Source organism: Bacillus sp. SN1, from assembly GCF_002796895.1.
Lineage (GTDB): Bacteria > Bacillota > Bacilli > Bacillales > Bacillaceae > Bacillus > Bacillus inaquosorum.
Genome location: NZ_PHIE01000002.1, coordinates 55,145 through 75,240, shown reverse-complemented (window position 1 = coordinate 75,240; position 20,096 = coordinate 55,145). Strand labels below are relative to the sequence as shown.

Sequence of the window (20,096 nt, the reverse complement as noted above, 5' to 3'; positions counted from 1 at the left end):
CGGTGCCAGACTGCTTTTGTTAACTTCCTAATTGGTCTGCGGAGGAGAGCTTAATATCAACGGATTTTTCTTTTCCGCCGCGGTAAAACCTCACCTTCACCCGGTCACCGACTTTTTTCTGATAAAGCCGTTTCCGCAGATCAACAATATCATTTACTTTGTGTCCGTCAAATTCCGTGATGACATCCAGTTCCTTAAGCCCTGCTTTTCCGGCAGGTGAAAAGGCGTCTACACCCATCACAACCGCGCCATTGGTGACATCCTTAGGAAGCTTCAGTGTTTCATCCCAATGATAGCTTGCGATGTCGCTTAGCGATTTCATTTCAATGCCAAGGAACGGTCGTTTGACTTCGCCGTATTTCTCCAGATCCTCTATCACCGGAATCACAAGCTTAGACGGAATCGACAGGCCAATCCCTTCAACCGCCGACTCGGCAATTTTCATTGAATTGATGCCAATGACTTTCCCGTCCATATTTAACAAAGCGCCGCCGCTGTTCCCAGGGTTAATGGCCGCATCTGTTTGCAGGACTTCTGCGTTCCAGTCAGGCTGTCCGTCATCGTTTGAATCCACTGGAATTGCCCTCTCCGTACCTGAGATGACCCCCTGTGTGACAGAGCCTGCAAACTCAAGGCCTAACGGGTTGCCAATCGCAATAACCGGCTCCCCTGATTTCACTTTATCTGAATTTCCGAAGTCGGCGACTGCTTTTATTTTATCGCTTTTCACCCGTAAAACAGCCAGGTCCATCAGCTGGTCGCTGCCGACAAGGTCAGCTGATACACGCGAGCCGTCTTTCAGGCTGATTTCAATTTGGGAAGCGCCCTCGATGACATGATGGTTGGTCACGACATAAGCGGAGTTGTCATTTTTCTTATAGATGACGCCTGAGCCGCTCCCAGCCTCGCCGCTCTCTCCCCAAATATCTGATTTTTGGATGTTCACAACACCGACAACGGCGGACGACACATTGCTGACAATCTTGGTGACGGCGTTGTTGACACTGACATTCACCGTCCTGATTGATTCTTGGCCATTGTTGTTCTGCTGCTGATCTAAGGCACCCGTATCTAACCCTTCATTTGACAGGTAAGGCATGATAAACGCCATTAATACGGCACCGACAATCACGCCAATCAGACTAGAAAGGAAATATCCTTTTTTGCTTCTCTTTGGCTGTTCAGGAGTAGTCTGTTCTTCCTCACGATCGTAATCCACCATATTCCATCCTTTCCAAGAACGTTAATATGGTTATATTGTGGGTTAGAAACTCCTATAATAGTCATGATTTACATAGAAAAATTATACAGCGCAAAGCGGCGTGGCCTTCTTCGGATCGGTGTCATACAAATCAAATGTCTCACCCGCCACAAACCCTTTAGAAGCTAATGTCTGCTGCACAGACATTCTCGCCAGCTCCTTCATATTGTTGTCCTGGCTCAAATGTGCCAGGTAAATTCGTGACGTCTCATCGCCAATGACATCGGTCATCGCCAAGGCCGCATCTTCATTTGAAACGTGCCCCACGTCACTTAAAATCCGCCGCTTAATGCTCCACGGGTATCTTCCCATTTGCAGCATACCGACATCGTGATTGCTTTCAAACACAAACACATTCGCTGAGCGGATGATCCCTTTCATCCGGTCGCTGACGTATCCCGTATCTGTCATTAATGCGAGCTTTCGGCCGTTATAATGGAATACATAAAACATGGGTTCCGCCGCGTCGTGAGAGACGCCAAACGATTCCACGTCAAGTCCGCCGAACGACTTCACCGTCTCCATCGGAAACACAAATTTTTGATCGGTGTCTATTTTGCCGATCTGGTTCTCCATCGCTTTCCATGTCTTCTCATTCGCATAGATCGGAAGCTTGTACTTTCTGGCGACCACACCGAGTCCCTTAATATGGTCACTATGCTCATGCGTCACAAAAATGCCGTCTACATCATCCAGCTTACGCCCGATCTGCGCCATCAGCCCATCCATGGCTTTCCCGCTCAAACCGGCGTCCACTAAAAATGCGTGATCCTCTGTTTCGAGGTAAAACGCATTTCCCGTACTCCCGCTCGCAAGTACGCTAAATTGCAAGCTCATGTCTGTTCACTCCATTATTTTCATTGATCTGTATCTAAAATCGTACTCTCCAAAGCATTCACAGTAAAATACTCTTGTACTGTCTTTTTCTCACCGTTCACTTTTTTATCGTACTCGACCGTAATTCTCCATACCGGTGCCAGCACCTGCGTACTTGTCAGCGGATATTGTGCTACGTAGCCGAATTTGACGCTTTTTATCGTGCAGTATTCTTTTAGCTGATTTTGATAGTACAATAGCTCAACCGCATCCATTTCCGTGATTAAGCTTTCTTTCTGAATTTGCTTAAAGGTCTCAAGCGTTGTCTGGTCGTACGACACAACCTCGTTTTTAGCGTTTAAGTGCAGCACCACTTGCCCGATCATATTAGAGGAATTGTCGGTCTTCTGGTAAATATAATGGCCTTCATACGTTTGGAAGAAAACAATTTCTTTCTTCGATTTATCAACCTTCCAAAGCTTATATTTTTCGCCATCTTGGATGTTCGAAGAAACAAGCGTCTGAGCATCGTCCTCGATATTCTTCTTTGATAGGGCGATCGGATTCGTGAACTTCATTTTCAGGCTCGTTACTTTATGATCATCACTAGGCATGTCCATCAAAGGCTTTTGATCCTTCAGCGCCTCAATTTCCTCCTTGGTGAAGGTCTTTTGATTTGCTGTGATCCGGTAGCCTTCTGTCGCTTCCTTATTCAGGCCTTCATACGTGATATGGTCGGCCTTCATATCATGCTCGACATCATTTTTAATGACCTCATATTCCTTGCTGGTCGCCTGCCATTTTTGAAAAAACTGATAGCCTAAGAAAATATCTAAAATGAGGAAGGCAACGATGAAGATTGATTTTGTCTTATTCCACTCCACTGTTTGCCCCCTCCTTCATTAATAAATCCTTTGTGATCGGCACAATTTTTCCATTTACTTTCATCGCCCAGACCGGTTCCAGTTCAACAAGAGGATCATCGTTGGTTGATGTTGATACCAATTGATAAGCAAGGAAGATCTGATCAATTTTGTCCGTATCATAAGCGGTTTGTTTAGAGAGCAGCATCTTCACCTCGCTGCCGCTCATCAGCTCTGTCTCACTTGTTTTAATCGGGTTCGTTCCGAGACTGTAATTCGGCCGCTTATAGCTGAGAATATCATCGTTCGCCCACTGCACCGTAATCGCTGATGTCGCTCCGAACGGTTTGGCAGTGCTGTTAATGACCGGCATCTGATCCATAAAGATATAGAAGCTCAGCTGCTGGCTGTCATTGATATTGAAAAATTGATAGTGATCCGTCCAGCTTCCCGTATCCTCAAGGTATTTTTGGCTCTTTTTGATTAATTCACCTGTTTGATAGGATGTGCTCTGCACTAAATTGCGCTGCTGGAATTGCACCTGGCGCTGGCTTAGATTCACATCTAACCGGCTGATCCCATCTGTCAGGACATTTCTGTTGTTGTAATTCGAATCTTCCCTTACAATGCTCGGATCGCTGAACAAAGCCTGCTTAAAGGTGTTTGTTTTAATCGATTCTGTGACAAATTCTTTTTTGTCCATCGTAAGCGGTTTGTTCGGCAGCAGGAATTCTTTTTTAGAGCCAATTGAGAACAAACTGTACGCCGGCATGTTTGATTGCCTGTTTTCCAAGTCGTTCATAATGTTCCGGTAGTTTGCCGATTCAACGGTCACTTCCAGAATGAGCTGTTTGCTGTAAGACACCAAATAAATTTTCTTGTTCGCTTTTGTTTCATTGAACGGAATCAGAATATGATCAAACGAACTGTATTCAAACGACTGATTAGACCATTTAAACAGCGTTTGGAATATATCAATAGGAATCGTGTCACTGAATTGCAAGTCAAGCTTCGCTTCATAACCGCCTATTCCATAAAACCAGCTCTTGAATCCAACCTTGTCATACTGATCAGAGATATCTTTAATTCCTTTTACATCCCAATGCGGCAAGTCAGACCAGACTTCTTCATAGAGAGCTTCATCTTCCACTTTATAATGAGCGCCGTCATCATGGATAAACATTTCCCTTGGCCTTACCGTTTCAGACAGCTTTTGGGTGTTTTTTTCGATTTTATGCTTCTCACGCACAGTAGACTCTGTTGATGATGAGCCTTCAGAAAAGTTTGGCTGGAACGTCCATATCCCCCACGTAAAAACAAGACTGATGACGACGAGTACCGTAAGTAATATCGTTTTTATATTTTCACGCTTCATCCCAATCATCCTCTTGTTCCTCTTTATATGGAAGAGTAAATGTAATCGTCGTGCCTTTTCCTTCTATGCTGTCCGCCCAAATATCTCCGCCGTGCGCCTGAACCATTTCTCTGGCAATCGCCAGCCCCAAACCGGTCCCGCCAAGCTTTCTCGTTCTCGCTTTATCAACCCTGTAGAAGCGGTCAAAGACTTTTTCGACATCTTTTTTCGGAATTCCGATCCCTTCATCCTTGACGCTGATATAGAGGAGTTCTTCCTCTTCATTTACATCAATGGAGAACGTGACATGTCCGCCTTCCGGTGAGTATTTTAAAGCGTTGGAAATAATATTATCGAGCACCTGCGTAATTTTATCCTGGTCAATCTCGACGTACAGATTTCTGTCCGGCAGATTACGGATAAATTCCACATGCTGTTCTTTTGTCATTTCAAAACGGTCAATAATAAGCGACATAAACCGGACAATCTGAATCCATTCCCGGTTGAATTGATAATCCTTGCTGTCAAATTTCGAAAGCTGAAGCAGGTCATTGACAAGCCGGATCATACGCTCTGTTTCATTTTGCGTCACCATTAAGAAACGCGGGGCAATGTCTTTATTTTCCCACGCACCCTCAGCTAACGCCTCTAAATAACTTCGCATTGTCGTGAGCGGCGTCCGCAGCTCGTGTGATACATTCGCAACGAATTCTCTGCGTTCCTGATCCATTTTCTCTTGCTCGGTTACATCGTAAATGACAGCAATTAAACCATCGATTTTGCCATGTTCCCTCTGAATCACAGAGAAGTTTACGCGAAGCACCGTTAATTGATCATCGCGCTCAATTTCAAGCAGCATAGAATCCTGCTGCTCTACTAAATCTTCAAATGTATAATTCTCTTGAATCCCCAGCAAGCTCGTAATCGGCATTTCTAAGGCTGTTTCACGTGAAACGTTCAGCAGCTCGAGCGCCGGGCTGTTTAAGAGAATAATCGCTCCGTTTCGATTTGTGGCGATAACGCCGTCTGTCATATAGGCAATAACAGAGGCAAGCTTTCTGCGCTCTCCTTCCGTCATCGCCTGGGCATCTTCAAGCTCTCTCGTTAAGTGATTAAACGTGGTGGCGAGCTGCCCAATTTCATCATGCCCATACTTTTTAACCTTCCTCGAGAAGTTCCCTTTCGCAAGCTCCATCGCCTGCTTTCTCATATCTGAAAGCGGATGGGTAATGGTTCTTGCCAGAAAAATACCGAGAAGGGCCGTCAAAACGAGTGCCAAACCAGTGCCGGAAGCCAGTATCGTGTTGATGGTCTTCATTTGGTTAAAGACCTCTTCCATACTCGCGACAACATAGATCGCGCCGACAACCTCTTGGTTTTCAGTCATGACAGGCTTCGCGGAAATGAGGACTCTGATTTTGCTTTTCGGGTCATAGTACTTTCTTAAATACGATTGTTTAGTAGAAAAAATTCTTTTAAAGATCAGATCGGTCGTTTGTTTCCCTGCAACTTCCTCACCATACGGTTTTGAAGAACCGACCACTTCATAGCTTTTATCTACAAAACTTATTTCCCGAACCTCATCACTTTTCGTGAAGTCATTCAAAATACGGCTGACGTCATCCTTGATGACGGTGCTGTCATTATCGCTTTTATATTCTTGTTCGATATAGTAAGAAAGGTTGTCGATTCGCTGATTCAGCGATTGTTCATAAGAGCTGATCAGCGACTTCTCTACCTGATTGACAAAATACACACCAATGATTTGCATTGCAATGATAATCAAAAGCACATAAATCAAGGTAATCTTAAATTGGATCGACCGAAAAAAACCAACCTTATTCATATGGGCATTAGTCCTGTTCTGGGTTTCTCAAGTAATAACCTACGCCGCGGCGTGTGACGATCCAATTTGGATGGCTCGGGTTGTCCTCGATTTTTTCACGAAGCCGGCGGACTGTTACGTCAACCGTTCTGACATCGCCGAAGTAATCATATCCCCAAACGGTTTGAAGCAAATGTTCACGTGTCATCACTTGTCCGATATGTTTTGCTAAATAATGAAGCAATTCGAACTCACGATGAGTCAATTCGATTGTTTCATCTCGTTTTGATACGACATATGCGTCAGGGAAGATGACGAGAGAGCCGATATGAATCTCGTTAGAGGACGACTCTTCCTCCGCAGGCGCTGTTGTCAGCTGACGGCGCAGGTTCGCTTTTACACGTGCCAGAAGCTCGCGTGTGCTGAATGGTTTTGTGACATAGTCATCAGCGCCGATTTCAAGCCCGATGACCTTGTCAATTTCTGAATCCTTTGCCGTCAGCATAATGATCGGCATATCATATTTCTTTCTGACTTCACGGCACACTTCAACGCCGTCTTTATTAGGAAGCATAATATCTAAAAGAATTAAATCAGGCTGAAGCTCTTCTACCATTTCAACGGCTTCATTTCCGTCGTGGGCACAGTGCACTTCATAGCCTTCTTTTCTTAAGTTAAATTCCAATATATCTGCAATCGGTTTTTCATCATCTACTACAAGGATCTTTTTATCCATCATTTTGATTTTCCTCCTGCCGAATAACTTCATTTCATCTATATAACATTCGTTTCATCACTTATGGCCCATGTAAACAATGGGTCCTTGTCTATTATAACGGTTTAAGGTCAAAAGATAAAAAAAATAAAGGTTTAGAAAAAAACACATGTTTCACCTTTATCCTCCAATTGTTTATCTTTTGTCATGCTGGTCAACTTTTTTTAAAAAAGATAACTTTACTGAAACCTCCCCTCACCGGAGTGCGTCTTTATCAATGACGTCTTCTTCTTTGAGCCGGCCACAGGGCCGGTTCTCCCTTTTTCTTCTATTATAACACTCCTCATGTTTGCCTTTTTCCTAAAAGAAAAAACGCACCTACGATTGCAGATGCGTTTGGTAAGTGGCTCGGGACGGAATCGAACCGCCGACACACGGATTTTCAGTCCGTTGCTCTACCAACTGAGCTACCGAGCCAAATGTTTTATTTTTCTCTACTAAGTAAAGTAAAATGGCGGTCCGGACGGGACTCGAACCCGCGACCTCCTGCGTGACAGGCAGGCATTCTAACCAACTGAACTACCGGACCTTACAGTAATTGCCCGGAGAGCTGTCGTGTCAGCTCTCACAGACAAATAAGGAATTTAGCAATAACGCTAAAGTAAATCAATGACCCGTACGGGATTCGAACCCGTGTTACCGCCGTGAAAGGGCGGTGTCTTAACCGCTTGACCAACGGGCCTTCACGAAATGGTGAGCCATGAAGGACTCGAACCTTCGACCCTCTGATTAAAAGTCAGATGCTCTACCAACTGAGCTAATGGCTCTTAAGATGTCGGAATTTCCATAGAGCAAACGACTTGGATTATGTTCTCATCTTGTACTCTATTGAAGCAGTTTCCGTAACAACGAGATTTATAATATCACGAACAAATAGAAGTGGCAATAACTTTTTTGGTTTTTTTTCATATTTTTTTCTCAGACCAACTTATCTGCGGCTTTCAAACAAAAAAACAAGCCCCTATATCAGGGGCTTGCAAGCATATTCTATTTAGTTCGCGCGGTACACGCTGCGAAGGACATTTGTTTGTGAACGGTCTGGACCGACAGAGAAAATAGAAAGCGGAATGCCTGTCAGCTGAGACACACGCTCAAGATAGTGGCGCGCGTTTTCCGGAAGCTCGCTCAAGCTCTTCGCACCTGTAATATCCTCAGTCCAGCCCGGCATTTCTTCATATACCGGCTCACATTCAGCAAGTGCTTTAAGGCTTGCTGGGAATTCTTCAATGATTTCGCCTTTGTAGCGGTACGCCACACAGATTTTCAGCGTTTCAATTCCTGTTAAAACGTCGATTGAGTTCAAAGAAAGATCTGTAATTCCGCTCACACGGCGGGCGTGGCGGACAACAACGCTGTCAAACCAGCCGACACGGCGCGGACGGCCTGTTGTTGTTCCATATTCGCGTCCGACTTCACGGATTTGATCGCCGATTTCATCTTTCAGTTCAGTCGGGAAAGGACCGTCGCCGACACGAGTCGTATATGCTTTTGATACACCGACAACATGCTGGATTTTGGTCGGGCCGACACCAGAACCGATCGTGACACCGCCGGCAACCGGGTTAGATGACGTAACAAACGGGTATGTTCCTTGGTCAATATCGAGCATAACCCCTTGCGCGCCTTCAAACAATACACGGCGCCCTTCATCAAGAGCATCATTTAAGACAACAGATGTATCGCAAACATACTTTTTAATCTGCTGGCCGTACTCATAATATTCGTCTAAGATATCCTCAATTTTAAATCCATCTGTCTCATACATTTTCTCAAGCAGACGGTTTTTTTCTTCAAGATTGCGTTCAAGCTTCTCCGCAAACGCGTCACGGTCTAACAAATCCGCGATGCGAATTCCGATGCGGGCTGCTTTATCCATGTAAGCAGGGCCGATCCCTTTTTTCGTTGTGCCGATCTTGTTGGCCCCTTTTCGCTCTTCTTCCACCTCATCCAATTTCAAATGATACGGCAGAATGACATGAGCTCTGTTGCTGATTCTCAGGTTATCTGTACTGACTTTGCGCTCATGAAGATACGCAAGCTCTGTGACTAATGCTTTCGGATCTACAACCATTCCGTTTCCGATCACACACGTTTTATCCTTATAGAAAATTCCTGACGGGATTAAGTGAAGCTTGTATGTGACTCCGTCAAACTTGATTGTATGCCCTGCGTTATTTCCGCCTTGATAACGGGCGATCACTTCTGCATTTTCTGACAGGAAATCTGTGATTTTACCTTTTCCTTCATCGCCCCATTGCGTACCTACTACAACTACTGAAGACATGTCCGTGCACCTCCGTTAACCTTTCAAAACGATTCTATTCAAACAAATCAAGTTTATCAGTGAAGAAACAGAAAGTCAATTGTAAATCCGAACATTAAATTATTGTAAATCTATATTCGTTCGCTTTCATTCGTTTTATAAGCGTTTTCTCACCGTTTTGTCATAAAAAGCTCATGAAACTTTCATCCTTTAGCACAAAAAAGAATCACTTGCCTGATATTCCTTTTGTATTCATAAAAACGACTCGCCATCCATCCGGATCCTCTATCGTCACGCCGCCATGGCTCCAGTACGGATTCTCTGATTCGACCTCTTGATAGCCCATGTGTCTCAGCCTTGAAGTGATCGCTGTCAGTTCATCCGCATTCGGCACATAAAAAACGAGGAGGCTGTCGGGGTGAGGAACAGGGGCACTGCTTTCCTCCTCATGCTGGGTGAATTCGAGATGATAATCGGCATGAGGGAGGCCAAACATGACACCGTCATACCCATTATGCTCCGAAAACTCTCCTATTCGTTTCAAGCCCAGCCCTTCTTCATAAAAACGAATGATTTCATTAAGCTGGCCCGTAGGCCGCGCAATCCGTATTTGCGCTGCATGAAAATATGAAAAACGATTTCCCATATTACCATCTCCTTTTTGCACCATTTTATTAAAACGCTTTCAAATTTACATCGGCTGAGCGGACAGTATTTCTTCCGTCTTTCGAATGAAAAAAACCCCAAGATCAGCTCTTGGGGGTTATGCGCCAGGCGGAACACCTGCGTCATCAAAACGCCGTTCCAGGTTGACGAATTTATTGTATTCTTTTACGAACGCAAGAGACACGGTTCCTACCGGGCCGTTACGCTGTTTGGCTATAATGATTTCGATAATATTTTTATTCTCGGTTTCTTTGTCATAGTAGTCATCACGATAAAGGAACGCAACAATATCCGCGTCCTGCTCGATACTTCCTGATTCCCGGATATCAGACATCATCGGACGTTTATCCTGACGCTGCTCAACGCCCCGAGAAAGCTGAGAAAGCGCGATAACAGGGACTTGCAGCTCCCTGGCGATCGACTTCAGTTCACGGGAAATTTCTGATACTTCCTGCTGACGGTTATCCTTTGAACGTCCGCTTCCCTGAATCAATTGCAGATAGTCGATCAAAATCATGCCAAGTCCGCTTTCCTGCTTCAAGCGGCGGCACTTGGCGCGGATTTCACTCACGCGAATCCCCGGCGTATCATCGATGTAAATCCCGCTGTTCGACAGGCTTCCCATCGCCATCGTCAGCTTGCCCCAATCCTCTTCCGTCAGGTTACCGGTACGGAGATTCTGGGCATTGATATTTCCCTCGGCACAGAGCATACGCATAACGAGCTGCTCTGCACCCATCTCAAGACTGAAAATCGCTACGCTCTCGTCGGTCTTGGTTGCCACGTTTTGTGCGATGTTCAGGGCAAAGGCTGTTTTCCCTACTGACGGACGGGCAGCCACAATGATCAAGTCGTTGCGCTGGAACCCGGCAGTCATCCGGTCAAGCTCTGTAAACCCTGTCGGAATCCCCGTGATATCGCCTTTTCGATTGTGAAGCTGTTCGATATTGTCATATGTTTGGACAAGGACGTCCTTAATATTTTGGAAGGCACTCGTATTTTTGCGCTGCGCCACTTCCATAATCGTTTTTTCCGCTTCACTGAGTAAATCCTCAACCTCATCCTCACGGGTATACCCGTCTTGAGCAATGGTTGTCGCTGTTCTGATCAATCGGCGAAGAATCGATTTTTCCTCAACGATTTTCGCGTAATATTCTATGTTAGCCGCTGTCGGCACCGAGTTTGCGATATCTGTCAGATACGAAATGCCGCCCACTTCTTCCAGCAGGTCTGTGTTCGCAAGCTCTGACGTTACCGTCACTAGATCAACCGGTTCACCTCGGTCACCGAGCACCAGCATCGCATTATAGATTTTTTGGTGGGACATTCTATAAAAATCATCTGGAATCAATACTTCTGAAGCCAGTGTTAAAGCAGACGGCTGTAAAAAAATAGCGCCTAACACGGCTTGTTCGGCTTCTATATTTTGCGGAGGAAGCCGATCATTCAGAAGGTCTGTCATGCTAAGCACCGTCCTCTCATTAAAAAATCTCCAAACTCCATTCTACCATTTCTGCAGAAAAAAAATAGAAAAATTGTCTGTTTCCTGTTTTTTTCAGCTAGCCGATTGGATCGTTTCGGACAGTAACAGGGCGGGAAAAACGCAATAAAACGTGAGGGAGGAATGAAAGATGATAAAAAAATATGCGGTTACACCCAATGTCGATGCGGACGGCTGGTTTATTAAGGTGGAGAATGTGGCGCCGACAGCTTTGTATACATCTAAAGACGCCGCAATTGAAAAAGCCAAACAGGTGGCAAAGGAAAACAGCCCTGCAAAGCTTGTGATTTATGACCAGTTTAAAAATGTGGAAGAAGAACACTCATTTTAATGAATGAAACCCTTCGCTGCAGCGGGGGTTTTTTAGCGGTTATCGGCTTATTTCATCCATTTGAAGCCTGTGTGCATCATCAGATCGGCCGCCTTTTGATACAAATCCCACTCTTCGAACGAAGCACATTTCCCCATCAGCTCCTGAAGCTTTAGCCTTACTGCTATATATTCTTCAAAAGTGACAGCTTTCTCAGTGTCTTTTTGGTGTTCATTCAGCATTTGTTTTAATAACGACAACGGTGCGTGCATAAGAACCCTCCTTCCCTCTTTTATAACGGGCATTTTCGGATTGCTCCATTCCTTTGTTACATCTTCTTACATTTCACACCTGATTCTTGTACAATGGACAGAAGAGAGGAGGGATCTTTTGTGAGACCTTTGCAAATTTCCGCTGAAACTGCACAAAAGCTTGCAGAGTCCTTAAATCTGCCGCTTGAACAGATCATGCATATGCCTCAGCATATTCTGCTTGCCAAAATGGCTGAATTGCAGAAAGAAGAAAAACAATCGTAGCATTCGTTCGCATACTTGCTTTCATCTTACGGAATTATATTTAGTATATGTTAGAAAGAAGGAGTAACTGCTTTGCCACATCCACAAAATAAAAAAATCCAATCGTTTTGGCTGATCGCCGGCATTATCTTTATCGCGTTTAACTTACGACCTGCGATCACTTCAGTCGGTCCAGTCATCAGCGCTATCCGGGCAGAGCTGCACATGTCCAATGGGGCAGCCGGGTTTTTGACCGCACTCCCACTGCTTTCGTTTGCCATTCTTTCTCCGCTTGCGCCTAAGGTTGGACAGCGCCTCGGAAATGAGCGAACCTTATGGCTCGGTCTCATGATACTGTTTATCGGCGTTTTGATTCGTTCTACCGGCTATACTGCCGCTTTGTTTTTCGGAACGGCACTCATTGGAGTCGGAATTGCGATTGGCAACGTACTTTTGCCAAGCTTAATCAAACATAAATACCCTGAAAAATCAGGGATCATGATCAGCCTGTATACGACATCAATGAATATATTCGCGGCTTTAGCATCGGGTATCAGCGTTCCTTTAGCAACCCAGATGGATGGCGGATGGAAGCAGGCCTTTCTTTTATGGGGCGGGCTGGCTTTCTTTGCATTGCTGATTTGGATACCTCAGCTGCGCCATCGGGATACGGCAAACCAGGCGATGAAGCTTCAATCAAGTTCCATATGGTCTTCGAAAGTGGCATGGCATGTCACCATCTTTATGGGGCTCCAATCATTTTTATTCTACAGCAGCATCGCTTGGTTTCCTGAAATTCTCCGTTCACACGGGATTGATACGTCAACAGCCGGATGGATGGTGTCACTCATGCAATTTGCTAGTCTGCCTTCCACTTTTCTGACACCTGTTTTAGCAGATCGCTTGAAACATCAGCGCGGCATTGTTGCGGGACTGACCGCAGTCTATCTGATCGGCCTATGCGGATTATTAGCGGGTGGCAGCCATACACTGCTTGCCATCTGGATGGTGATTATCGGTATCGGACAAGGCTCCAGCATTAGTCTGGCGCTCACCTTGATTGGTCTCCGCAGTGAAAATGCCCAGCAAGCCGCGGCACTGTCAGGCATGTCTCAGTCATTCGGTTACCTGCTTGCAGCCGTCGGTCCAATTTTTGTCGGCTATCTTTTTGACCAGACGCATTCATGGACAATGCCGATTGTGCTTCTGATTGCTGCCCTGATCGTAATGGGTGCAGCCGGGCTGGGAGCCGGACGGGATCGATACATTCTTCAGACAGAGAAACAAAGAAATTCAGCATAAAAAAGCGGGGAAGATCTCTCCGCTTTTTTCTATGAAATTCTTCGAATATTTATGGTTTATTCATAAGTTTTTCATATTTTTTTTTTACAATAAGACACCATAAAGAGGTGAAAAACGATGAAAACCAATCGATTCGACTTAGTCCTTATTCTTATTTTGCTTACAGCGGCTTTTCTGAATACGTATCACATTTGGCAGGATGACACAGCGAACCAATACTATTTGGCGGCTGTGAAAAGCATGACGCAAAGCTTCCACAATTTCTTCTATGCGTCATTTGACCCTTCCGGATTTGTAACAGTGGATAAGCCGCCTGTTGTGTTATGGATTCAAACGATTTTCGCACTGATTTTCGGCGTTCACACATGGAGTGTAATCCTTCCTCAGGCTCTCTCCGGAGTTGGATCTGTATTCCTACTCTACAGAATGATCAAACCGGCCTTTGGAATTGGAGCGGCTCGCATTGCCGCACTTGTTATGGCACTGACGCCTATCGCAGTTGCCGTCAGCCGGACAAACAATATCGACAGTATGCTTGTCTTTACCTTATTGCTCGGTTCAGCTTGCCTGCTTCGAGCAGTGAAACAAGGTAAGCTGATTTGGCTGCTGACGGCATTTGCCCTGATTGGGCTCGCCTTTAACATGAAGATGATGCAAGCGTTTATGGTATTGCCTGCATTTGTGTTATTCTACCTGATTGCATCTCGGGTTTCTCTGAAGAAAAAAATCGGGTCTCTGATTCTGTCTCTTGTCCTTCTGACAGGCCTTTCGATCTCATGGGCGGTTGTGGTGGATTCAACCTCATCCTCCAGCCGGCCATATGTAGGAAGCAGCCAGACAAACTCAGTACTAGAACTGGCCTTCGGCTACAACGGCACCGAGCGGCTGCTTGGACAAACCACTGGCCTTGCAAGGGGTGAAGTGAATGCAGCTGGCGGCGGGAAGATGCAGAGTCAAAATACCACGCAGGCGCCAAACGGAAGCGGATCATCTTCCTCTCAGAACGGAAACAGCAAGCTTGACGGAAGTGCCGCTAATCAAAACGGCAATCAATCATTCGGGAATCATTCACAGGCGCCTCAGCCGCCTAGCGGACAAAACGGCACCTCCAATGGAGGCGGAGGCACACCACCAATAAGCGGTGGCGGACCTGGAAAGGGAGGGCCTGGCGGTGGTGGCGGAAAAAGCATGAATATGTTCGGCACAGGCGATGCAGGACCGCTTCGTCTCTTCCAATCGGCACTCTCCGGCCAAATCAGCTGGATGCTTCCATTCGCATTGATCGGATTGCTGGGCGGAATCGTCAGCTGGTACCGTGATCGCCGCGTACAGGCAGCTGAAATGAAAGAAACGATATTCTGGGCGGCTTGGCTCGTTCCAGTGGCTGGTTTCTTCAGCATCGCAGGATTCTTTCACCAGTATTATTTAATAATGCTGGCACCTCCGATTGCCGCACTTTCCGGTATCGGATGGTATACGATGTACCGCTTATACAAAAACAATAAAGACTGGGCCAGCTGCCTGCTGCCGGCAGCTGTTCTGATCACAGCCGCGTTCCAGGTGTATATTCTGAGCGCTTATACAAGCCAAATCGGCAGTGTATGGATGTATGTCCTGGGACTCTCAGGACTCGGCACCACCCTTGCGCTTCTGATGCTTAAACGCAGCCATCCGTTCAGCAAGCAGCTGACCATCATCAGCTTATGCGTTCTGCTGCTCGCACCGGTCTATTGGTCAGCTACGCCGCTTCTATACGGAGGCAACAGCGTCCTTCCTGAATCGGGCCCGCAGCTCAAAAGCTCAGCAAACGGCGGGAACATGTTCTCCTCAGAGGTTGACACCGGCCTCCTGTCCTATCTGAGAAAGCACAATACCGGCGAAGAGTATCTATTTGCTACTTTAACAACTGTAACGGCTGCGCCTTACATCATTCATGAAAATGAATCCGTTATGGCAATGGGCGGATTTAACGGCACAGATCCTATTCTGACTGTGTCTGAACTGAAAAAGCTGGTCAAAGAAGGCAAAGTGAAATACTTCCTTCTGTCAGGAAATAACTCAGGTAACAGCGAACTCGTTTCCTGGATTAAGAAAAACGGAAAAGAAATATCCTCTGACGAGTACAGCAGTTCCTTCAGCAGCACAAACAGCAGCCAGCAAGGCATGAGAAGAGGACCTGGCGGAGAAAGCCAGCAAACTCTTTATCTCGTGGAATAAAAAAAGAGGCTTGGAGCATTCCAAGCCTCTTTTCTATTAAGCTTCCTCTTTCACATGTACCTTTAACACAGCCTGCACCTCAGGATGCAGCTTCACAGGCACGTTTGTATATCCTAACGCACGAATGCCGTCCGGTAGTTCAAGCTTCCGCTTATCTACTTTAATCTTATGGTCTTTTTGGAGCTGTTCAGTAATTTGCTTGCTTGTTACAGAACCAAATAAACGGCCGCCTTCACCTGATTTCGCGCTGAGCTCAACAGTCAGTTTTTCTAATGTCTCTTTTAAGCTCTTTGCCTGTTCAAGCTCGGCGATGGCTTCTTTTTTCTCTTTCTGCTTTTGTCCGTTTAGCGCGCTGATGTTTGTCGCGTTCGCTTCAACTGCGAGGCCTTTTTTAATCAGAAAGTTATGCGCATAACCGTCTGCTACGTTTTTAACTTCGCCTTTTTTTCCTTTTCCTTTTACATCTTGTAAGAAAATAACCTTCATCTCTGTACGCCTCCCTCAAAATACTCATCTATGGCGTGCTTCAGCCGTTCCAGCGCTTCAGAAACTGAAATGCCGGACAACTGAGTCGCCGCATTTGTTAAATGCCCTCCGCCTTCCAGCGCCTCCATGATGATCTGAACATTTACCTCGCCAAGTGACCGCGCACTGATACAAACGGTTTGTTCATCCCGTCTCGCCACCGCAAATGAAGCCTCAACCTCACTCATCGACAACAGCGAATCAGCCGCCTGCGCAATCAGCACTTGATCGAAGTATTCCTCTTCATTTTCAGGAAGAGAAGCGATCGCAATGTTCTCTTTATAGAGGGCCGTATGCTGGATCAGCTTCGCCCGTTTAATATAGGAATCAACGGTTTCTTTCAGGAACTTCTGCACAAGCACAGTATCGGCGCCTTTTGCCCTTAAATAAGAAGCCGCATCAAAAGTCCGCGAGCCTGTGCGGAGAGAAAAGCTCTTTGTATCCACTATTATACCAGCTAATAGGGCTGTTGCTTCAATCATATTGATTTTTAAGCGCTTTGGCTGATATTCAAGCAGCTCTGTCACCAATTCCGCTGTCGAAGAAGCGTACGGCTCCATATAAACAAGCAGCGGATCTCTGATAAACTCTTCACCCCTGCGGTGATGGTCGATAACCACAATATGTTCAATTTTATTGACCAGCCGTTCCTCCATGACAAGTGACGGCTTATGTGTATCAACGATCACAAGCAGCGTATCATCATTGGAAATTTCCATCGCTTCTTCAGGCGTAATAAACCTTGACCACAGCTCTTCATATTTTTTGATTTCCTCAATCAAACGCTGCACACTTGATCCGATTTGATTTGGGTCAATGACGATAAAACCATCTTTGTTATTCGCCTGAGCCACCTTTAAAATTCCGATCGCTGCGCCGATAGAATCCATGTCGGGGAATTTATGCCCCATAATAATCACATTGCTGCTTTCAGAGACGATTTCCTTTAAGGCATGAGAAATGACGCGGGCCCGCACCCTTGTTCGTTTCTCCATTGGGTTTGTTTTACCCCCGTAAAACTTCACCTTGCCGTTCGGCAGCTTAATGGCTACTTGGTCCCCGCCGCGCCCCAGCGCTAAGTCCAAGCTGGATTGCGCCAAATCGCCAAGTTCTTTCAGCGAGGAGACGGAAGCCCCGACACCGACGCTTAACGTCAGTGCGACACCGTCAAATGAGGTTTTTTCCCGCACCTCATCAAGGATCGAGAACTTCGCATTTTCGAGTTCAGTTAAGATATGTTCATTAAGTACAGCGATAAAGCGTTCTGAGGACGTCCTTTTCAGGAAGATCCCGTACTCCTGCGCCCAGGCGTTCAGCAAAGATGTCACCTGGCTGTTCATCGTGCTTCTCGTCTGGTCATCCAATCCTTGTGTCACATCATCATAGTTATCAAGGAAAATATACGCCAGTACGGTTCTTTCGTTTTCATATAGCTTTTCAATCTGAGTTTGCTCCGTTACATCAAAGAAATACAGCAGACGCTCATCCCGCTTGATGACAACCTTAAACTTGCGGTCATTCAATGAAACCGTTTCCGATTCCACCTCTTGTTTGATGAGCGGCACAACTGACTCACAAGTATCGTAAAGTGATCTTCCCACTAATGTGCTTTCATTAAAGCAAGAAGAAAGAAACGGATTTGCCCATTCTATATAATATTGGTCATTAAAAAGCATGATGCCGATCGGCATTTCCATTAATGCCTCTTCACCGACTTTTTTCAACCTGTAGGACAACGTAGAAATATAAGCATCAATCTCTTGTCGAATAAGAGAATCAGCGCGTTTAATAAAAAACAAAATAACTGCAAGCAGCAGCACTTCGACGGTTCCTAATATCCAGTTAAAATAAAAGCTGATGAGGATTGTAATGATTGACAGAGCAATCAATGCATAGATGGGATACCGAAACAGCGGTTTTTCATAAAAGCTTGGCATTTCTATCACTCCCCACCATGTGAGTAAAACTCATGTTTACTTCACCTTATTCCTTATATTAAAGCCCATATCTATAACGCCTAAAACGCGAATGGCTGCCATAAAGATCGGAAGCATCAGTCCAAGAACCACCGCAATCACAGCCGCAGCCTTCGGATATTTTTTCTTATGGCAATAGAAAAAGATAAATGATAAACCTTGGATGAAAATCAGAAACCCGAGTATAAACTCCCCATTTAAAGCGATAGAGTACAGCATTTGGCCTTTTTCTAAAGGCAAAAATGAAAGCATGACAATTATTAAATACAGCACTACAACACTTTGCGGAAACTTCAACTCTCTAAAAGGCTTTAGATTAGGAATATCGGGGGAGAATCGCCTTAAGAGCGGCTTAGCGATAAAGTAACTGAGGAAAGAAAAAATAGCTCCTACCATCACAATAGCTGTTGGAAAAAGATATTGAACCATACCCAATTGTTCTTCCATCAGTTTCAATTGCTTCTCAAGCTGTTCAGCATTGCCCGACTGCTTCACTACAGTTTCTACAATATCAAGGGATTGCCGGTATTGTGTCATCGCTTCATCAATGATATTGATACCCAAAAACTGAATGCTTATCACAAAATAGAAGACAATACAAAGCATATAAATAAGAGCGCCCGAAATAATGGCGTGCCCGGGCTCTTTCCTTTTGAAAAAATGTCCCATGGTAATGCCGGCGCAAGCTGACATAAAAGCTACAATAAGTCCGTTAAAAGACCCGACTATAAAAACAACCGGAAGACTGACAGCACCCATCCATATCCCTAACTTCAATCCATGTCTGATCGTATACAGGATCATGGGCAGCGGCAGTGCAAATAACAGAATTGTTCCAATTACAGGAACATAAACGACCAAAAGCGTGATGATCGCAAACAGACTGATTAAAATAGCACCTTCCAATAATGCTCTCGTTTGTTTCACTTAGTCACCTCGTATCATCCTGAACATACGAATAGAAAAGAGCAGCATAAACGACTGCTCTTTTTTATCGCTGCAACATGTTTTGCACCGAATGTTTTTTATATCATCTTTAAATTTTACTTTTATATTTTAACATAAGTCCAAATCGCAAGTAAAATGACGCCAATGTTTCATGTGGAACATTGCAAATGAAAAGACATTCTTTAAAAAGAATGCCCATCACGATTAATGTTTATCATCCATAAAGCCAGAAGATTCCTTGTTTTTCTTTTTCGTTTTTCTGACATACATAAAGATTAAGATGACCAGTAAAAGGGTTGTTGCTTGCAGAACGCCGCTGCTAAACAAGAAAAAGTCCTTTATCATGTCCCACATCGTGTTTCACCTCTTTTTGCATGTTCTCAACCCGTGTCCTATATAAGGTGAATTTCCCGTTTTAAAAACTTCAAAACATCATGAACAACATTAATCGTTGGGCATATGCTGATATGGAATCTGATTGATAAAGGAGAACTGTTACATGGATGAACGCAGAACATTGGCTTGGCATGAAACATTGGAAATGCATGAGCTGGTTGCTTTTCAATCAAATGGACTCATTAGACTAAAGAAAATGATAAGAGAAGTAAGAGACCCTCAGCTCAGACAGCTTTACAGTGTCTCCATTCAGGCCGTTGAGCAAAATTTAAGAGAGCTTCTCCCATTCTTCCCTCAGGCGCCGCGAGAGGATGAAGAAGAAGAACGTGCGGATGACCCCTTTTACAGTGGCGACCTGCTCGGTTTTGCCAAAACATCTGTCCGCAGCTATGCCATCGCGATTACAGAAACAGCCACACCTCAATTAAGAAACGTACTGGTCAAACAGCTGAATGCTGCCATACAGTTGCATGCGCAAGTTTTTCAATACATGTATCAGCATGGATACTATCCATCTTATAACCTTTCTGAGTTGTTAAAAAATGATGTCAGAAACGCCAACAGAGCCCTTTCGATGAAATAA

19 protein-coding genes and 4 tRNA genes are annotated in these 20,096 nt (G+C 45.0%); 5 read left to right on the top strand and 18 right to left on the bottom strand.

Features of this window, described 5'->3' with window-relative positions:
- Positions 1 to 19: 19 nt before the first annotated feature.
- From htrC to dnaB, 13 genes are all read right to left on the bottom strand, one after another.
- Complete coding sequence (gene htrC, locus CVV77_RS09120; RefSeq protein WP_100275201.1) at positions 20 to 1,222, bottom strand: serine protease HtrC; 1,203 nt, start codon at positions 1,220 to 1,222, stop codon at positions 20 to 22.
- Between the two features lie 81 nt (positions 1,223 to 1,303).
- Positions 1,304 to 2,098 carry an MBL fold metallo-hydrolase gene (locus CVV77_RS09115; protein ID WP_100275200.1) on the bottom strand — a complete coding sequence of 265 codons (795 nt, stop codon included), beginning with the start codon at positions 2,096 to 2,098 and terminating at the stop codon, positions 1,304 to 1,306.
- A gap of 20 nt (positions 2,099 to 2,118) precedes the next feature.
- Positions 2,119 to 2,961 carry a WalRK two-component regulatory system regulator WalI gene (gene walI, locus CVV77_RS09110; protein ID WP_084994056.1) on the bottom strand — a complete coding sequence of 281 codons (843 nt, stop codon included), beginning with the start codon at positions 2,959 to 2,961 and terminating at the stop codon, positions 2,119 to 2,121.
- Complete coding sequence (gene walH, locus CVV77_RS09105) at positions 2,948 to 4,315, bottom strand: WalRK two-component regulatory system regulator WalH (RefSeq protein WP_084994232.1); 1,368 nt, start codon at positions 4,313 to 4,315, stop codon at positions 2,948 to 2,950. The genes walI and walH overlap by 14 nt, the downstream gene beginning before the upstream one ends.
- Positions 4,305 to 6,140 carry a cell wall metabolism sensor histidine kinase WalK gene (gene walK, locus CVV77_RS09100; RefSeq protein WP_003236524.1) on the bottom strand — a complete coding sequence of 612 codons (1,836 nt, stop codon included), beginning with the start codon at positions 6,138 to 6,140 and terminating at the stop codon, positions 4,305 to 4,307. The genes walH and walK overlap by 11 nt, the downstream gene beginning before the upstream one ends.
- A 7-nt stretch (positions 6,141 to 6,147) precedes the next feature.
- The gene (walR, locus tag CVV77_RS09095) at positions 6,148 to 6,855 is read right to left on the bottom strand and encodes a cell wall metabolism DNA-binding response regulator WalR (RefSeq protein ID WP_032731843.1); all 708 of its coding nucleotides are present in this window, start codon (positions 6,853 to 6,855) and stop codon (positions 6,148 to 6,150) included.
- 383 nt (positions 6,856 to 7,238) lie between these two features.
- Positions 7,239 to 7,311 (bottom strand) — tRNA-Phe (locus CVV77_RS09090).
- Between the two features lie 35 nt (positions 7,312 to 7,346).
- Positions 7,347 to 7,423: transfer RNA gene (locus tag CVV77_RS09085), tRNA-Asp, on the bottom strand.
- 81 nt (positions 7,424 to 7,504) lie between these two features.
- A tRNA-Glu gene (locus CVV77_RS09080) sits at positions 7,505 to 7,576 on the bottom strand.
- A gap of 9 nt (positions 7,577 to 7,585) precedes the next feature.
- Positions 7,586 to 7,661 (bottom strand) — tRNA-Lys (locus CVV77_RS09075).
- A gap of 224 nt (positions 7,662 to 7,885) precedes the next feature.
- Entirely contained in the window at positions 7,886 to 9,178 is a 1,293-nt protein-coding gene (gene purA / locus CVV77_RS09070; RefSeq protein ID WP_088111718.1) for an adenylosuccinate synthase, read from the bottom strand.
- Positions 9,179 to 9,383: 205 nt separating this feature from the next.
- Entirely contained in the window at positions 9,384 to 9,803 is a 420-nt protein-coding gene (locus tag CVV77_RS09065; RefSeq protein WP_019260009.1) for a VOC family protein, read from the bottom strand.
- Between the two features lie 117 nt (positions 9,804 to 9,920).
- A complete protein-coding gene (gene dnaB / locus CVV77_RS09060) occupies positions 9,921 to 11,285 on the bottom strand; it encodes a replicative DNA helicase (protein ID WP_003226923.1) in 1,365 nt (454 codons plus the stop codon).
- Positions 11,286 to 11,454: 169 nt separating this feature from the next.
- On the opposite strand from dnaB, the gene CVV77_RS09055 reads away from it, so the two are divergent.
- Entirely contained in the window at positions 11,455 to 11,655 is a 201-nt protein-coding gene (locus tag CVV77_RS09055; protein WP_003236532.1) for a DUF2188 domain-containing protein, read from the top strand.
- 47 nt (positions 11,656 to 11,702) lie between these two features.
- Here CVV77_RS09055 and CVV77_RS09050 read toward each other — a convergent pair whose 3' ends face one another.
- Positions 11,703 to 11,906, bottom strand: a complete 204-nt coding sequence (locus CVV77_RS09050; RefSeq protein WP_019260010.1) for a hypothetical protein — start codon at positions 11,904 to 11,906, stop codon at positions 11,703 to 11,705.
- Between the two features lie 120 nt (positions 11,907 to 12,026).
- Here CVV77_RS09050 and CVV77_RS09045 point away from each other — a divergent pair, with 120 nt between their 5' ends.
- The 3 genes from CVV77_RS09045 to CVV77_RS09035 all read left to right on the top strand — a co-directional run bounded on the left by CVV77_RS09045 (position 12,027) and on the right by CVV77_RS09035 (position 15,668).
- On the top strand, positions 12,027 to 12,170 hold the full coding sequence (locus CVV77_RS09045) for a YycC family protein (RefSeq protein ID WP_003236536.1): 144 nt from the start codon (positions 12,027 to 12,029) through the stop codon (positions 12,168 to 12,170).
- 72 nt (positions 12,171 to 12,242) lie between these two features.
- Positions 12,243 to 13,451 carry a CynX/NimT family MFS transporter gene (locus CVV77_RS09040; RefSeq protein ID WP_100275199.1) on the top strand — a complete coding sequence of 403 codons (1,209 nt, stop codon included), beginning with the start codon at positions 12,243 to 12,245 and terminating at the stop codon, positions 13,449 to 13,451.
- A gap of 117 nt (positions 13,452 to 13,568) precedes the next feature.
- Positions 13,569 to 15,668 (top strand): ArnT family glycosyltransferase, encoded by a 2,100-nt coding sequence (locus CVV77_RS09035; protein ID WP_100275198.1) that lies wholly within the window; start codon positions 13,569 to 13,571, stop codon positions 15,666 to 15,668.
- A gap of 36 nt (positions 15,669 to 15,704) precedes the next feature.
- Here CVV77_RS09035 and rplI read toward each other — a convergent pair whose 3' ends face one another.
- From rplI to CVV77_RS09015, 4 genes are all read right to left on the bottom strand, one after another.
- Positions 15,705 to 16,154 (bottom strand): 50S ribosomal protein L9, encoded by a 450-nt coding sequence (gene rplI, locus CVV77_RS09030; protein WP_003236543.1) that lies wholly within the window; start codon positions 16,152 to 16,154, stop codon positions 15,705 to 15,707.
- Positions 16,151 to 18,130, bottom strand: coding sequence for a cyclic-di-AMP phosphodiesterase GdpP (gene gdpP / locus CVV77_RS09025; RefSeq protein ID WP_003236545.1), 1,980 nt, complete (start codon positions 18,128 to 18,130; stop codon positions 16,151 to 16,153). Before gdpP ends, rplI begins: the two co-directional genes overlap by 4 nt.
- Before the next feature lie 36 nt (positions 18,131 to 18,166).
- Positions 18,167 to 19,096 (bottom strand): YybS family protein, encoded by a 930-nt coding sequence (locus CVV77_RS09020; RefSeq protein WP_100275197.1) that lies wholly within the window; start codon positions 19,094 to 19,096, stop codon positions 18,167 to 18,169.
- Between the two features lie 225 nt (positions 19,097 to 19,321).
- Positions 19,322 to 19,471 carry a hypothetical protein gene (locus tag CVV77_RS09015; protein WP_003236551.1) on the bottom strand — a complete coding sequence of 50 codons (150 nt, stop codon included), beginning with the start codon at positions 19,469 to 19,471 and terminating at the stop codon, positions 19,322 to 19,324.
- A 145-nt stretch (positions 19,472 to 19,616) separates the two neighbouring features.
- Here CVV77_RS09015 and cotF point away from each other — a divergent pair, with 145 nt between their 5' ends.
- Positions 19,617 to 20,096, top strand: coding sequence for a spore coat protein CotF (cotF, locus tag CVV77_RS09010; RefSeq protein WP_019260014.1), 480 nt, complete (start codon positions 19,617 to 19,619; stop codon positions 20,094 to 20,096).

Bases quoted from the DNA above. Each gene is read 5' to 3' on its own strand.
- CVV77_RS09050 (WP_019260010.1), bottom strand. From the start codon at position 11,906: ATGCACGCACCGTTGTCGTTATTAAAACAAATGCTGAATGAACACCAA.
- dnaB (WP_003226923.1), bottom strand. From the start codon at position 11,285: ATGACAGACCTTCTGAATGATCGGCTTCCTCCGCAAAATATAGAAGCC.
- rplI (WP_003236543.1), bottom strand. From the start codon at position 16,154: ATGAAGGTTATTTTCTTACAAGATGTAAAAGGAAAAGGAAAAAAAGGC.
- walH (WP_084994232.1), bottom strand. From the start codon at position 4,315: ATGAAGCGTGAAAATATAAAAACGATATTACTTACGGTACTCGTCGTC.
- CVV77_RS09015 (WP_003236551.1), bottom strand. From the start codon at position 19,471: ATGTGGGACATGATAAAGGACTTTTTCTTGTTTAGCAGCGGCGTTCTG.
- CVV77_RS09115 (WP_100275200.1), bottom strand. From the start codon at position 2,098: ATGAGCTTGCAATTTAGCGTACTTGCGAGCGGGAGTACGGGAAATGCG.
- walR (WP_032731843.1), bottom strand. From the start codon at position 6,855: ATGGATAAAAAGATCCTTGTAGTAGATGATGAAAAACCGATTGCAGAT.
- gdpP (WP_003236545.1), bottom strand. From the start codon at position 18,130: ATGCCAAGCTTTTATGAAAAACCGCTGTTTCGGTATCCCATCTATGCA.
- purA (WP_088111718.1), bottom strand. From the start codon at position 9,178: ATGTCTTCAGTAGTTGTAGTAGGTACGCAATGGGGCGATGAAGGAAAA.
- walK (WP_003236524.1), bottom strand. From the start codon at position 6,140: ATGAATAAGGTTGGTTTTTTTCGGTCGATCCAATTTAAGATTACCTTG.
- cotF (WP_019260014.1), top strand. From the start codon at position 19,617: ATGGATGAACGCAGAACATTGGCTTGGCATGAAACATTGGAAATGCAT.
- CVV77_RS09055 (WP_003236532.1), top strand. From the start codon at position 11,455: ATGATAAAAAAATATGCGGTTACACCCAATGTCGATGCGGACGGCTGG.
- CVV77_RS09035 (WP_100275198.1), top strand. From the start codon at position 13,569: ATGAAAACCAATCGATTCGACTTAGTCCTTATTCTTATTTTGCTTACA.
- htrC (WP_100275201.1), bottom strand. From the start codon at position 1,222: ATGGTGGATTACGATCGTGAGGAAGAACAGACTACTCCTGAACAGCCA.
- CVV77_RS09065 (WP_019260009.1), bottom strand. From the start codon at position 9,803: ATGGGAAATCGTTTTTCATATTTTCATGCAGCGCAAATACGGATTGCG.